Annotated in this window: 12 protein-coding genes; 11 read left to right on the top strand and 1 reads right to left on the bottom strand. The window is 46.3% G+C overall.

Annotated features, from left to right (window positions below; genetic code table 11):
- The first annotated feature begins 156 nt into the window (after positions 1 to 156).
- The 11 genes from HUF18_RS05730 to HUF18_RS05680 all read left to right on the top strand — a co-directional run bounded on the left by HUF18_RS05730 (position 157) and on the right by HUF18_RS05680 (position 14,644).
- A complete protein-coding gene (locus tag HUF18_RS05730) occupies positions 157 to 1,185 on the top strand; it encodes an ArsR/SmtB family transcription factor (protein ID WP_225691457.1) in 1,029 nt (342 codons plus the stop codon).
- 43 nt (positions 1,186 to 1,228) lie between these two features.
- Complete coding sequence (gene metK / locus HUF18_RS05725; RefSeq protein ID WP_225691456.1) at positions 1,229 to 2,440, top strand: methionine adenosyltransferase; 1,212 nt, start codon at positions 1,229 to 1,231, stop codon at positions 2,438 to 2,440.
- Between the two features lie 56 nt (positions 2,441 to 2,496).
- Positions 2,497 to 3,879 carry an adenosylhomocysteinase gene (gene ahcY / locus HUF18_RS05720; protein WP_145466876.1) on the top strand — a complete coding sequence of 461 codons (1,383 nt, stop codon included), beginning with the start codon at positions 2,497 to 2,499 and terminating at the stop codon, positions 3,877 to 3,879.
- Between the two features lie 77 nt (positions 3,880 to 3,956).
- Positions 3,957 to 4,781 carry a methylenetetrahydrofolate reductase [NAD(P)H] gene (gene metF / locus HUF18_RS05715; RefSeq protein ID WP_145466878.1) on the top strand — a complete coding sequence of 275 codons (825 nt, stop codon included), beginning with the start codon at positions 3,957 to 3,959 and terminating at the stop codon, positions 4,779 to 4,781.
- An 87-nt stretch (positions 4,782 to 4,868) separates the two neighbouring features.
- Positions 4,869 to 6,023: a capsular polysaccharide export protein, LipB/KpsS family gene (locus tag HUF18_RS05710; RefSeq protein ID WP_225691455.1), complete on the top strand. Its 1,155-nt coding sequence runs from the start codon at positions 4,869 to 4,871 to the stop codon at positions 6,021 to 6,023.
- Entirely contained in the window at positions 6,023 to 7,612 is a 1,590-nt protein-coding gene (locus tag HUF18_RS05705) for a YrbL family protein (RefSeq protein ID WP_225691454.1), read from the top strand. Before HUF18_RS05710 ends, HUF18_RS05705 begins: the two co-directional genes overlap by 1 nt.
- Positions 7,609 to 8,544, top strand: a complete 936-nt coding sequence (locus HUF18_RS05700) for an ATP-grasp fold amidoligase family protein (RefSeq protein WP_225691453.1) — start codon at positions 7,609 to 7,611, stop codon at positions 8,542 to 8,544. Before HUF18_RS05705 ends, HUF18_RS05700 begins: the two co-directional genes overlap by 4 nt.
- 9 nt (positions 8,545 to 8,553) lie before the next feature.
- Entirely contained in the window at positions 8,554 to 9,336 is a 783-nt protein-coding gene (locus tag HUF18_RS05695; protein ID WP_225691452.1) for a glycosyltransferase, read from the top strand.
- Positions 9,337 to 9,729: 393 nt separating this feature from the next.
- Entirely contained in the window at positions 9,730 to 11,481 is a 1,752-nt protein-coding gene (locus HUF18_RS19765; protein ID WP_225691451.1) for a sulfatase-like hydrolase/transferase, read from the top strand.
- 737 nt (positions 11,482 to 12,218) lie between these two features.
- Positions 12,219 to 13,283 carry a polysialyltransferase family glycosyltransferase gene (locus HUF18_RS05685; RefSeq protein ID WP_225691450.1) on the top strand — a complete coding sequence of 355 codons (1,065 nt, stop codon included), beginning with the start codon at positions 12,219 to 12,221 and terminating at the stop codon, positions 13,281 to 13,283.
- 92 nt (positions 13,284 to 13,375) lie between these two features.
- The gene (locus HUF18_RS05680) at positions 13,376 to 14,644 is read left to right on the top strand and encodes an O-antigen ligase family protein (protein ID WP_225691449.1); all 1,269 of its coding nucleotides are present in this window, start codon (positions 13,376 to 13,378) and stop codon (positions 14,642 to 14,644) included.
- Here HUF18_RS05680 and HUF18_RS05675 read toward each other — a convergent pair.
- The gene (locus tag HUF18_RS05675; RefSeq protein ID WP_225691448.1) at positions 14,604 to 15,644 is read right to left on the bottom strand and encodes an alpha-2,8-polysialyltransferase family protein; all 1,041 of its coding nucleotides are present in this window, start codon (positions 15,642 to 15,644) and stop codon (positions 14,604 to 14,606) included. The two genes, HUF18_RS05680 and HUF18_RS05675, sit on opposite strands and share 41 nt — an antisense overlap.
- Between the last annotated feature and the right edge of the window lie 12 nt (positions 15,645 to 15,656).

Below are 15,656 nucleotides of genomic sequence, written 5' to 3'. Positions count from 1 at the left end.
AAGCAGGATTCATTCATAGTTGAAATCGTATTTCCAAAAGATGCTGATTCAAATTTTCTATTAAAACCATTACTACTGCACAGATACCCACAATGACCGGAAATTCTATATCAAAAAAAATTGATATAGATTTCCTGTGCGTCTAAACTGCGCAGCATGAACACCGCGACCCCCTTATCTGAATTACCCGCAGCGACAGAAATGAGCCTGCAGCAACTGGCACAGGCTGCAAAAGCCGCCGGCGACCCGTTGCGTATGGGAATTCTGCAGTTACTGGGTCAGGGCGCGTTTGGCGTACTGGAGCTGTGTCAGGTGTTTGGCATTAAACAGTCCGCGATGAGCCATCACTTAAAGGTGCTGGCTCAGGCCGGACTGGTCAGCAGCCAGCGTGAAGGCAACAGTATTTTTTACCGCCGTCCGCTGCTCACCGCCAATGGCCACTGGAGCCTGTGGTTAAAGTCGCTGTTCAGCGCCATCGATGCGGCAACGTCCGAGCTGGACAGCGGCGCGGTTGAGCAGGTACTGAGCGAGCGCGCTGAAGCCTGTGCTGAGTTCTTTGCCCGCCATGCCGGTGAGTTTAAAGAGCAGCAGGATCTGATCGCGTCCTGGGATCAGTATGGTGATGCCCTGACGACCATTCTTGCCTCCCTGACCGGACAAGCAGGAAAAGCGGTGAGCACTGGCTACGCTCTGGAAATCGGTCCTGGCGAGGGGGCATTTTTGCCCCAGCTGGCACGCCGTTTCAGTGCCGTAACGGCACTGGATATTTCGCCGGACATGCTCAGCAAGGCGCAGCAGACCATCAGCCGCGAAGCGCTGCAGAATGTGCACTGTGTGCTGGGCGACACCAGCACATTGCGCGCACAGCAGGACGGCCAGTTTGATTTTGCCGTCGCCAATATGGTGTTGCACCACGTGCCGGCACCGAAAACTATTTTCACCGATGTCGCACAGCTGTTGCGCGATGGCGGTACTTTGCTGGTCACCGATCTGTGTCGTCACGATCAGGTCTGGGCCAGAGAATCCTGCGGCGATCTGTGGCTGGGATTCGAACCGGCGGATTTATCCGCCTGGGCGCAGGAAGCTGGTCTGAATGAAGGCCAGAGTCAGTTTTTAGGTTTAAGGAACGGGTTTCAGATCCAGTTCCGTTTGTTTTACCGCGCAGCCGCGAACGGCCAGAAATAACAGCCGGACGCCTGCGCGCTAACCATTATCAAGAGGGCTTACCATGAGCGAATATTCCATTTTCACCTCCGAGTCGGTGTCTGAAGGCCACCCGGATAAAGTTGCCGATCAGATTTCTGATGCCGTACTGGATGCGATTATTGCCCGCGACCCATACGCCCGCGTTGCGGTTGAGACTCTGGTAAAAACCGGTATGGCGGTGGTCGCCGGTGAAGTGACCACCTCCTGCTACGTTGACCTCGAAGATATCGTGCGTGAAGTCATCACCGGTATCGGCTACAACAGCTCTGACGTTGGTTTTGATGGCCAGACCTGTGCCGTTCTGAATGGTATTGGTAAGCAGTCTGTGGATATCAACCAGGGTGTTGACCGTGCCAAGCCTGAAGATCAGGGCGCCGGTGACCAGGGCCTGATGTTCGGCTACGCCACCAACGAAACGCCAAACCTGATGCCTGCACCGGTGTATTACGCTCACCTGCTGGTACAGCGTCAGTCCGAATTACGCCGTAACGGCACTCTGCCGTGGCTGCGTCCGGATGCCAAATCTCAGGTCACCATTAACTGGGAAAGCGGTTCACCAAAAGTGGATGCCGTTGTTCTGTCTACCCAGCACGATCCAAGCATCAGCCTTGAAGACCTGCGCGCAGCGGTGCTGGAAAACATCATCAAGCATGTACTGCCGGAAGAGTGGCTGCACGAAGGCACCCTGTATCACATCAACCCGACCGGCAACTTCGTGATCGGTGGTCCGGTTGGCGATTGTGGTCTGACCGGCCGCAAGATCATCGTTGATACCTACGGCGGTATGGCCCGTCACGGTGGTGGTGCATTCTCTGGTAAAGACCCATCCAAGGTTGACCGTTCAGCCGCTTATATGGGCCGTTATGTTGCCAAGAACGTGGTTGCTGCAGGTCTGGCTGACCGTTGCGAGATCCAGGTGTCTTATGCCATCGGCGTGGCTGAACCAACCTCTATTTCGGTAAACACTTTCGGTACCGGCAAAGTCTCTGACATTGAGCTGGCGAAAATCATCCGCTCAGTCTTCGACCTGCGTCCATACGCCATTCAGAACCAGCTGGAACTGCTGAACCCGATGTATCAGCTGACCGCCGCTTATGGTCACTTCGGTCGCGAGCCGTTCGAAACCAGCTACAGCTACAAAGAAAATGGCGAAGAAAAAACCAAAACCTTTACCGCTTTCACCTGGGAACGTACTGACAAAGTCGACGCCCTGAAAGCAGCCGCCGGTTTATAAGACACTAATTTTTCAGGCCGCCGGCATCCCCCGGCGACCATTTTGAGGACGTTATTATGACAACCTTCACCGATTATAAAGTTGCCGATATGGCGCTGGCCGACTGGGGCCGCAAAGAAATCAAAATCGCTGAAAGCGAAATGCCGGCGCTGATGGCGCTGCGCCGTAAATACAAAGAGTCTCAGCCATTAGCGGGCGCGAAGATCATGGGCTGTATTCACATGACCATTCAGACCGCGGTACTGATTGAGACTCTGGTCGATCTGGGTGCCGAAGTACGCTGGTCTTCATGCAATATTTTCTCTACTCAGGATCACGCTGCTGCGGCGATTGCAGCAGCCGGTATTCCGGTATTCGCCTGGAAAGGTGAAACCGAAGAAGAATTCCTGTGGTGTATTGAGCAGACCATTCTGTCGGAAAAAGACGGCAGCACCCCATGGGATGCCAATATGATTCTGGATGATGGCGGTGACCTGACTGAGATGGTTCACTCCAAGTATCCCGCCATGCTGAACAGCATCCACGGTATTTCTGAAGAAACCACCACCGGCGTGCACCGTTTGCTGGAAATGCTGGCCAAAGGCGAGCTGAAAGTACCGGCCATCAACGTTAACGATGCCGTAACCAAATCCAAGAACGACAACAAGTACGGCTGCCGTCATTCCCTGAACGACGCCATCAAACGTGGTACCGATCACCTGCTGTCCGGTAAAAAAGCACTGGTTATCGGTTACGGCGATGTGGGTAAAGGTTCTGCCGCATCCCTGCGTCAGGAAGGCATGATCGTTAAAGTTACCGAGATCGATCCGATCTGTGCCATGCAGGCGTGTATGGACGGTTACGAAGTTGTATCCCCCTATGTCGGTGGCATCAACACCGGCAGTGCAGAAGGCATCAACAAAACCCTGCTGGCCAACACTGACCTGCTGGTGACCACCACCGGTAACGTCAACGTCTGTGATCAGTACATGCTGGCAGCACTGAAGTCCGGTGCTGTGGTGTGTAATATCGGTCACTTCGATAACGAAATCGACACCGCATTTATGCGTAAAAACTGGGAGTGGGAAGAGATCAAACCCCAGGTGCATAAGGTTTACCGCGATAAAGCCTCCGACGATCACCTGCTGCTGCTGTCTGAAGGCCGTCTGGTTAACCTGGGCAACGCAACCGGCCACCCGTCACGCATTATGGATGGCTCGTTCGCCAACCAGGTTCTGGCACAGATTTATCTGTACGAGCGTAAGTTCGCCAGCATGATGGAAGCGGAAAAAGCGGAAAGCGTGTATGTGAAAGTACTGCCGAAGAAGCTGGACGAAGAAGTTGCCCGTGACATGGTAGAAGGCTTCGGTGGTGTTATCACCCAGCTGACTCCGGATCAGGCGAAATACATCAACGTACACGTTGATGGCCCGTTCAAGCCGGAAGCGTACAAGTATTAATAACAGAACGGGGGCTTTGCCCCCGGCCTGAATAACCGCTCAACAGACGGCCAACAGCCGCAGAATACGAGGTCAGCATGACCACTTTAAGTTTTGAATTTTTCCCGACCCAGACCGACGAAGGCACCAGCAAACTGCTCGCAGTGCGCGATGAGCTGGCAGCGTTTGATCCGGAATTTTTCTCGGTAACTTACGGCGCCGGTGGCTCCACCCGTGACCGTACCTTTGCCATGGTTGAGGCCATCCAGCAACGTGGTATCGCCGCTGCGCCGCACCTGTCCTGTGTCGGTGACAGCACCGCCGATCTGCGCGATCTGCTGCAACGCTATCAGGCACTGGGCATTAAACGCATAGTGACCCTGCGTGGTGATCTGCCATCCGGCTCTGGTCTGGCCAGCAGTGAGCTGCGTTACGCCAACGAACTGGTGGAATTTATCCGTAAGGAAACCGGCGACCATTTCACCCTTGAAGTGGCGGCGTATCCGGAAATGCACCCACAGGCCAGCAGCTTTGAAAAAGACCTGCAAAACTTTGTACGCAAAGTGAAAGCCGGCGCCGACAGTGCCATTACCCAGTACTTTTTCAACGCCGACAGCTACTTCCATTTTGTTGATCGTGTACGTGCGATGGGCGTCGATATCCCGATTATTCCGGGCATTATGCCGATCACCAATTACAGCAAGCTGGCACGTTTTTCTGACAGCTGTGGTGCTGAGATTCCACGCTGGATCCGCAAGCAGCTGGAAGCCTACGGCGACGACAGCGACAGCATTGTGAAATTCGGTGAAGAAGTGGTTACCGACATGTGCCGTCGTCTGCTTGATGGTGGCGCACCGGGTCTGCATTTTTACACCCTGAATCAGGCTAAACCCAGCCTGGCAGTGTGGAAAAATCTGGTCTGACGCAACTGCTCTTTGTGCCTTCTTTGAAACTGTCAGCTTCACCCCCCTGTGTCTTTTCGCTAAAATGCAGCTAACACAGGGGTTTCCATGAATTTTGTATTTTTTGCCGCACGGCAGCTACACCGGCAATATTTCAGCCGGGTCAGTCAGCAGCTGAACACCTTGGAACCACAAGGCCGCAGTGAGGTCTTGTGGCATAAGACCCTGTGGCAAACCATATATTGGATACCGCAGTTAGCCTTCAACAACAGTAAAACAAGCCAGCAGCGGCAACAAATCGTTAACGACCACCTTCGCGAAAAGCAGAATAGCCGCAAAGGTCGTCTGCGTTCTGCATTGTACTGGCGGTGTTTTCGTCGGCTGAAAACCGTCGAGGCACGGCTGTTATTTGCTATATACCGTCAGGCTCTGATTCAGACCAACACCCACCAGATGGTGATATGGAATGGCTTAAAATACCGCCAGCGGCTGGCGGTGTGTGCTGCCGAATCCTGTGAAATGAAGGTCGTTTATATGGAAAACGGTCTACTACCTGACATGACCACAATAGATCCGAAAGGCATCAACTACCTCAATTCCGTGCCTCGTGACATTAATGCATTTCAAGCACTGGCTCCCATTGATCTGTCTCCGCTCAATAAATCACTGAAACAACAATTTGCACCGCGTCCACAGCACCTGCCTGAAAGTTATATTTTTGTACCATTTCAGGTAAATACTGACAGTCAGGTAGTGTTATTTTCCCCTTGGATCAAGGACATGTATGCACTGGTTCAGGAATTTGAACAAGCTGCCGAGAAACTTGACAAGCAGATGCCGGATATTATTTTTAAAACACACCCTGCATGCGACCAGAACTACGCTGAACTGATCAAACACCTCGAAAACCATAATAAACTGCATATCGACAACGACACCCCAACCCCTGTGCTGATTCAGCACGCGATGGCTGTCGCCACAATTAATTCTACTGTTGGTATTGAGGCGTTATTACTGGATAAAAAGCTGCTTGTGCTGGGCCATGCGTTTTACAGTTACCCCAGCCTGAGCCTGCGTGCAGACAGCCAGCAAGCATTACAACATTGCCTGCAACAGCTGCCTGACTGGCAACCTAACCACCTGCATATCCAGCAGTTTTTTAACTATCTATCCAACCGTTACCAGCTACCAGGGAAATGGCAACACGCTGACGAGGGTCACTTACAGGCCTGTGCCCAACGCTTACTGGAGCTGAGTAAATAATGGCAAGCCATCTGTTTCTGGCGTCAACGCCATTTAACGTATTAACTGCAGCCATGGTCGCTTTTGAATTGCCAAAGGGCGACCAGGCGATATTGGGGTTGATTGATCAGACGAGGACAACCCAGGTATTCCGCGATATTTTGGCGAAGTGGCCCGACACCCCATTTAAGCAAATTCTACTGATATCAGAAAAGGTGCCGAACAAGCAGAAGCGTACCGCCCGAAAAGAGGCGTTCCGCAATATCGACCGATGTCTGACAGAATGTGCTCCTGATTGGATATACACAGGTAACGATCGCCGTATTGAGTTTCAATATGCAATAGCCCACAGCCCTGAAGCAAAGGGGGCCTACATTGATGATGGTACTTATAGCTACCTAGGACGCCCTACCAGTTGGTTTAGCGACAGAATTTTTGACAATCTGCTGAAAAAAGCAACTTACGGTCGCTGGTGGAAACAGCCTAGCCAAATTGGCGCATCGGAATGGATTGATAAAGCAATCGTAGCCTTTCCCGAGATGGTTATTCCCGAAATCCGCAGACGAGGATGCAAACAATTACCCAATAATCTTGATCGTTCGGAATTCAGATCCTTGACCGAATTGGCCATACAGGGGCATGTAGAGCAACTACAACGAGTCGCCACATTGGTATTGCTACCTCACAACTCTGCCGTTTCTGATTCGCAGGCCAACTTAACCTCATTACTTAGTAAGGTTAATGGGGCGGTGTTTTATAAGCATCATCCACGCACGGAAGAACGTTATAAAACACCAGAACAACTCAAAAACTTCTGGCAATTACCAAGTAACAGCCATGAATTACCATCATCAACGCCTATCGAAATAATACTTCCATTGCTTGCGGAAAGGGTAACTGTGATTGGTGGCTTATCGACTGCACTGTTAACCTGCAAATGGCTACGGCCGGATCTGCAAGTAATATCGATGGATCGGGAGCCTGAGTCACGTCTATGGTTAAACTTATTGCTGGCCCTGGGAATAAGAACAGCAGCACAAGATAACAAACAAGGCGTACTAACGTTTCGAGCTGAGCATTTTATTGCTGCTGGCAGAGACCGCAGCTGCTACCGCCACCCAGAATATCCTGACAGCCTCTGCATTAAGGTATCTCCAAGAGATGACACTCAATCAAGGCGGGAAGTCAGCTATTATAAAAAGCTGATCAATCGCAATATTCCGTGGGACTATATTTCACGTTATCACGGCACGGTATCAACAAACCTTGGCCGAGGAGAGGTATTTGACTACATCACCGATTGTGATGGTAGTCCTGCTAAAACCATACGACACTACGTAAAAAGTAAAGAAATTAATATTAAAGATATGCAGAATCTCTTATCCCCTCTGGTTGATAATTTGATTGCCAATAACATCCTGATGAAGGACATGAGTGATTCCAACATAGTATTAAAAAAAACCGGAGACAATCTAACACCCATTATAATAGACGGCCTTGGAGATACATTTGTTAGTCTTCGCAGCTATATGCCTTACTTCAGCCGAAAAAGAATCGAGAAGAGCTATCGGAAAATGATCAAAAAACTTATAAGCGAGTTTGGCTCATGACAAGTCTGGAAGAGCAAATACTTCACCTCGAGAAAAAAGGCGAGAAGACAAGAAGTCTTCTTAAAATCTGGTATAAAACTCTGAAAGAGTTTAAGAAAAGACATGGTTATTTTCCAAATCTTCTTACACCAAAATCATTCAGTGAAAAATTAACTTATCGCAAATTATATCAGCGTAGTCTATTACTTCCACTATCCAGATTTGCCTGCAAATATTCTGTGCGAGATTACATCAAAACATCTGTTGGCGAAAAGCACTTAATACCGCTTATTGATACAATCTTTGACTCCAAAGATTTCTCGCTGGATAAGCTACCATCATCTTTCATTATGAAAGCATCGCATGGTAGTGGCTGGAACTATATTGTTCACGACAAGAAAAAAGAGGATGAGACTCAGTTAAGGCGTCTCATTTCCGCCTGGCTGAACTGCAACTACTCTATCAGTTTTACTGGCGAATCACAGTACGAAAACATCCGGCCTTGTGTCGTTGTTGAAGAGTTACTTATTGATGAAAATGGTAAAGTACCTAAAGACTATAAATTTCACTGTTTTGGGAAAGCAGGAAGCGAGAAAGTTATTATTCAGGTAAGCACTGATCGCCTCCAGGATCACTCATTAGCTTTTTTATCAGAAGACTGGGATTTGCTTGATCTGAGCTTTGACAAATATAAGAAAACCAGTATCAAACCGGAAAAACCTGAAGATTTAATCCAGCTGATATCTATTGCAAAAGATCTATCAAAATTTTTCGATTACTCCAGAATCGATTTATACACACACCAATCGAACATATACTTTGGTGAAATTACGTTCCTTCCTGGCAATGGAATGGAAAAGTTCAATCCGGAAGAAATGGACCTGGAGTTTGGACTATTAATGAAAGATTTTGAGCTGAAAAAAGACCCTATATTAAAGCGATTTATTCGTTGAGAGAACTTTATGAAACCTGAACTGCATGCTTTATGGATTGGTGGAAACTTAAGCAAAGTGGAGCAGATATGTCTCTCTTCATTTGTTAAGCATGGGCATACCGTCAACCTGTATCATTATGAAGAAATCACCAATGCTCCTGACGGCGTCAATTTGATTGATGGCAACACGGTAGTATCCAGCGATGAAATTTATACCTATCCAAATGGTAGTTATTCAGCATTCTCGAATTTGTTCCGCTGGGAAGTTCTGTATCAGAAAGGTGGCTGCTGGATTGATACAGATATGATATGCATCAGGCCATTCGATTTCGATAGCGAAGTTATATTTGGATGGCAGGATACAGAAACAATCAATGGTGCTGTAGTTGGCTATCCCAAAGGGCATGAAACACCAAAATACCTCGCCTACCTGTGTCGTAACCCCAACACCCTGTTACCGTATGACAAACCTGGCCACAAACTCAGAAAATTCATCCGGAAATACCTGCAGGGCAACAAAAGAGGCAACATTAAATGGGGCGAAGGAGGCGGTGTTCAGGGATTCAGCAAGTATGTTCAATATACTGGCGAGTCCAAACTTGCACACAACTACTTAGCATTTTACCCAGTTCATGCCAAATGTTGGGGGGCTCTCTTTGACGGTACAATCACACTAGAGAGCCCAGTAATTGCGCAGAGCTATGGCGTTCACCTTTGGAATGAAAATTTAAGGAAAACGTCATTCGGGAAAAATGGCCCCTTTCCGGAGAAAAGTTTTATTGCCGAATGCGAAAGAAAGTTCTTAGGTTAAATGAGTTTTTAACTGCATTTGAATTGAAAGCTGCTTCACTCTGCTCAGAAAGCTGTAACGCCTGGCCGATTCATCATAACGATAGGCTAATGGCTTACAGCCGAAGAAACATGCTCGCTCAGCATCCACTGCATTACTACAGCAACAAATTTCCTGATGGTGGTAACATTTTCATTTACAAAATTAGAAATCACATCAACTTACTCTTCCCAAAAATTTTCATCCAAAAATTTCTGCTGGAGATATATTGATACCTTTAGGGAATAGCCAGATGCATCTATCTTGAAGAGCACGAGCATTCTGATAACATCAATGCATTTTGAAAACATCAATGCATTTTGAAAACATAAAGAAATTACTACCGTTCCAACAGTACAATCAACCGGACATCATGTGGAAATATTCAGCTTAATACCAATAAAAATCTTATTTATTTTCCTTGCAGGATACTGCTGGAAAAAGCTTTTTGAAGTTGCACGACACCAAAATCATGAAGCATTAGCAAAGTTTATGCTTTCCATGTCGTTCTTCTCAATAGTTCTGTCTGTGTTTTCCTCCGGGAAAATATACCCATATGGAATATCAACTGATCTTTTCGTTTTTGCGATTTTCCTTGGGATTTTTCTGGGGTTTTCAAACCCAAGAAAGCGCAACAGACCTGTACTATACCTTTCACTGATAATTCCTACGTCTGTCACTTTCATATACATATCACATTTCTTCATTGTCGGTGGAGCTCTCAACAAAGATACTATATTTGCCCTATTACAATCCAACCCTAGGGAATCTCTCGAATATGCGAAGAGCTTTATTTCTCTGCTGGTGATACTGGGAACACTGGTATTTCTTGCATTTCCTTATGTGTTTATGCGAAATCTTCACGATAAAAACGCAAACCCATCACCCTTACTGAAGTTATCTTCAGTTGTCATCCTCTGTATTTTCGCAATTTCAGTATCACCTGTAGAAAGAGGACTATTCACTTTTCCGGTACACTCCTATATAGAATTCAAAGAAGACTCCATGGAGCTGAAAGAACGCGAAGCGGAATACTCAAAAATCAAAAAAGAAGAATATTCATTTTTCAAAAATAAGTCTGGTGAGATTTATATAGTTGTAATCGGTGAATCACTAAATAAATATCACATGTCTCTTTATGGATATCAATCAGATACAACACCCAAACTACAAGAAATGTACAACCAGGGAGAGCTGATTATTGCAAGGAATTCATACTCCAACTATCCACTTACTATCCCTGCGTTATCCCAGGCACTCACAGATGCTAACCAAAGGAATACGAAAAACCATACAAACTCTCAAGGTATTATACGCGTTCTGAATAAAGCAGGTTTTTCCACCCACTGGATAGGAAATCAACCTCTTTCCACAAGCTATGATATGATGCTCGGTCTTGTTGCAAAAGAAGCAATGAATATCACACTCTTGCATGATGCTAAATTTGGTACAGCCAATTCAAATCTCCGTCGTTTTGATGAAGAACTTCTGCCGTATATAAATAAAGCTCTGGATGAACATCGCAACGGCGAGAATACAGTAATATTTGTACATCTTGCAGGTAGTCATACAGATTATTGTAAGAGGTATCCTGAAGATTTTGAGTTTTTCAAAGCACCTATTTCAGAGCGTATATGGACTCGGATAATTGATGGCGGCCTTGGTAAGTCTCTTGAATGCTACAATAATAGTGTTAGATATAATGATACCGTTGTTTCTACTATCCTGCACAATTTAAAGGAACGCTTAGGTAGTTCGAAAGTAGGGGGATTTGTCTATTTTTCCGATCATGGTGAAGATGTATTACGTGGGGCTGGACATTCTACATCAAATTACTCTCAGGCTATGGTTGAATCACCTGCTATCTTTTGGCTGTCCGAACAATACAAAGTATTATATGATAAGTCTTTTTCAAACCTCTTAGAAAATAAAGAGGAGTTATTTCCTAATGATTTTATCTTTGACAGCATCATTGGGATGACTAATATTTCTTCTGACGGTACGACATTAAAGAAAATTTATTGCAATGAGTGCGATATTTTCAATAGTAAATATTCACTTAAAGAAGAGGATGCGTGGACAATGCACAAAAAGAAAAAATATACACCTGCCAATACTCCACGATAGAATTTTTACTAAGAATCTCAGGCACACATGGGGGCGGAGACCTTAATCTGTCATCAACGTTCATAGCCAGTATTAATATTAAAAGCTCCCCTGATGCTGGCTATACTTTCTTGTATATACATGCTGTAACATTATAGGGCCCTGACGTATCACTTCCTCTATTGGGCATCAGATCGAAGTGAGCTAGATTTAAGCCTGATCACCCAGCCGAAGAAACAAACCGGATAGGTTAAGATTCTGTTCATAAACCAAGAATCTTCTTAATTTTCATCACATTTATGGGATACATATAGATAAATATCACATAGCCGAATTCAGACCATAATCCTATCCAATGATGGTTGAAGCGGAAAACAAGCCAAAGATTTTCTGCTAGAATGCTAACTCGGCATTACCCGTTGTACGCTGAATACTTACCTGAGTAACGACAGAAAATGATCAGCAGTCAGTGGATGAATAATTGTTAGCGACAAGAAGATAGCGAATTTTTTGATGCTGAACATAATGAGAGAAGGAGAAGCTTGCCAGTATATCTTGGCTAGAGTGGTATTAATCTGCTCATGGCAGGCCTCCATAAATTGCCCTTGTTCGACCTCATAAGTTCCAATTGTGAATTATTTGACCTTCTAGCTTCCAACTGTATAGGTCAGGTAAGCCTTGAGATATGCACGGATAAACATTTGCCCCCTACCAGCACTGAAAGGTAGACTGCACCGCGAACAGTACATGGACCCCGTATGGCTAACTCAGTTTACTTCGCATCAACAACTCTCCACCTCTATACCGCCGCCGCTATCGCTGCCGGCCGTCCCGGCGAGGATGCTCATCTGATATTCATCGATCAGCCCGAAGGGAAACCGTATGCGCTGTACGATATTGTCTGTAATTGGCCGGACTCACCTTTTTCTTCTGTCAGTTTGTATTATGGCCGTTTTCCCGGCCTGCTGAATAAACTGAAAAGACGCAGACAGCTGTTTAGCACCCTGAAAAGTAAACTGGCCGAATTGTTACCGGAACATATATTTGTCGGCAATGACCGCCGTATTGAATTCCAGTTTGCTATGCACGCGGCCACAACTCTTGGTTGCAATCCTGTTGGTCATTATATGGACGAGGGAGTATTCACCTATGTGGGCAGAAAAGCCTCCCGTTCATTCAAGGACATGATCATTGATAATTTTATTAAAAAAATCAGCTATGGTATGTGGTGGAAAAATCCTCCAACCATCGGCGGTTCCGACTGGATAAGTTATATACATCCGGCTTTTCCCGACCTGGTACATCCGTTATTACGCGGGAAGCATATAACACCGCTTGATGCTTCCCGTTTCAACAGCCCGGCCATGCTGGAGCTGTCAGAAACGATGATGCTGAATAACGGAGTTGAGCCAGCTGCTTTGGCAGAGATAGATACTTTTGTCACACTGCCTCATGAGTCATTATTTGAGCGAGACCCGGACTATAAGAAACGCATCCTCGCTATCATCCGGCAACAGAGCACACAAGGTAAGCGGGTTGCCGTCAAATACCATCCCCGTAATAAACAGCCGGATCCATTGTCACTCGCTGCTGAAGGTGTTTGCCTGTTACCTTCTCAGGTCAGTTTTGAGGCTTTGCTCCCCTATTTGTCAGATCAATGTGAAGTGTGGGGCGATTTGTCCTCAACAATGGTCATAGCACGCTGGCTCCGACCAACCTTAAAAGTAACAGCATTTACTTCTGAGAAGCCTGATTTCTACAAATTATTTGAAAATATTGGCATTACTACAATGGAAACCATCTCTCATCTTGATCAACGCTGATACACACTGTGTGTTAGCGTTCTTTTTATCATGGTGCCTCTTATCTTAAAACATCGCCGCTATAGTAAAACTTACATATTTGCAGGAACCGAATGACATACATTACCAACCATACGACCAGCCTGCTCAAAAATCTCTGGCGCGATATCTCTGCTAATCCTCTGTCGTATATTATTACACTGCTTGTTGCAATTTTTCTAATCGTACAGCCCATCAAAAAATCGATAGCAACCGATGTCAGTATCCTGTTCTGGCTGCTTGGGGCCATTGTTCTGATATCCGGAAAAGTAAAAATCCGCGCTCTGGCTCCTTATCGTAAAACCATTCTTGCTGGATTTGCATTTTTCTTTGTGGCATTGATTTCATTACTGCTGTCGGACTACCCCGCGGATCTGCAGAAGCTGGAACCTGAATTCCGTTTATTGTTACTGCCACTGATAATCGCCGGTATTTATTTCTCAGGCCTGCGTGCTCCTCAACTGGTCTTTGCATTATTACTCGGTAGTATCAGTTATGTTTGGGTCACCCATGACCAGTTAGGTGGGTTTAAAATTGTACGCAGAGTCTTCGGTGATGAAAATTCTGTCGGCTTTGGCAATGGCGCTTTTCTCCTGACGGTAATCTCAGCCTATTTCAGCTTTTCATTCTGGAAATCAGGTAAGCAGATTTCTGCTTTAGCCTTACTGGCCTCAATGTTCTATCTGTATGCTGCAATGGCCTCTGGCACTCGTGGCAGCTTTCTGGCACTCCCAGTGATTTTTCTTTTTTTCATTATCCATTTCAGAAATGTGAAAATCATTTTTGCCAGCTTGGCAGTCTTCACTCTCCTGTCAACGGCTGTTTATTATTCACCACTACAATCCGGCATTGATCGGGCAGTAAAAAGCGTAACCAGCTACGTTAAAGGTGAAAGCAACAACCAAAACTCTACCGGTGCCAGATTGGTACTCTGGGAAACCGCAATCTGTATGGCCAAAGAGAAGCCTGTGTTCGGTATTGGAACGCATCAGTTCCGCCCAGCAAGCCAGGACCAGAGCTTAGGTTGCGATTACGACACAGGGGGAGGACGCTATTTTGTTCAGGCCCACAGTCTGTATTTTAACACTCTGGCTACTATGGGACTGACAGGCCTTACTTGCCTGATGCTGTTTGGTTTTTTCCTGTGCAGGGAAAGCCTGAATGTCCGGCCTGACTATCCACACAAATATGCGGTGGTGATTATCACGCTGACAATCGCCGGTTATTCCTTAACCGTCGATGGGTTCTTTATACGATTTATTGCTGAAAAACATCTGACGTTACTGGGAGTAATGCTCGGTATTATGTTGCATGGACAGCAGAAGGCAGCGTTACAACGTTAATCCCGGCATCCTGCATAGCACTCAGGAGACTCTCCCGCTGATATTGATTCTGAATGGGAGAGCTCTCTGCACCAACAGCATAACACCGGATGGATGGATCAATCAGACGGGCAGTAAAAAGAGCTGTACTGTTGCAGGAAATAACATAACGGCAGCCAAGCACAGCAATCATTTCCTCAATACAGAGGTAAGGACCGGAAACCGGTTCCATCCCATCTGTTCTGAACTCTGCTGTTACAGCGCGAGGGTGAGGAGCATAAAAAATACGTTGCGGCTTCAATACACCAAGCAGGCTATGTATCTCAGCAGTAACTGTGGCGACAAAGTCATGATTGGCCTGATGATAGGCAAGAAAATTTTGTCCGATAATCATTGCGCTATCAGATTCACCTGTCTTTGAAAATTGTACAGGAAACTCTATATAACGCTCTTTATCCGCACAATAACCCGTATTCAGACCATTAAACGAATAAATAACATCAACCCACTCAGAATCTGCCCCAAGCTCGTCGCCGTCATATTGCAGAACGCGGTAGCCCGGCGCCAGAAGCCTGAGTTTCAGACTCCACTTTTTTAAATTCTTACGGCAGGCGGCAGTGATATTACTGCTGAAGATATTTAATGCACCATCCGGTAACAGTGCGACCTTGCCGAGTTTCTTTCTCCTGAACTGAGCAGTCAGAACATTGTTATAAATATCGTCTATACGGGGGATATATAAAACGCAGGAATCACTACCCACTGAAAGAGATTCAGCAACATTCAACACTGTGCGGGTATTTTCCTTAATAAAACGGATCTTACCCAGCAGACCGCCGTGGTGATTACGGTCCAGCAAGGTCAGATTATTTTTTCCCCGTTCAGCCGCCGCATTCTGCAGCTTATCTGATGTCACGAAGTAATGGGCAACATCACGGTCCACCGATAAATACTGATCTTCTATCGCCATAGCTGCCAACAGTTGCAGTTCAGTCTCAACGATAAAAAGATGCCCTGTCATATCCTGACCATG

It is taken from the genome of Thalassolituus sp. ST750PaO-4 (assembly GCF_020320405.1).
In the GTDB taxonomy this organism is placed as follows: domain Bacteria; phylum Pseudomonadota; class Gammaproteobacteria; order Pseudomonadales; family Oceanobacteraceae; genus Venatoribacter; species Venatoribacter alkanivorans.
The sequence above is the reverse complement of the archived record's forward strand: the minus strand, read 5'-3'. Positions and strand labels throughout refer to the sequence as shown.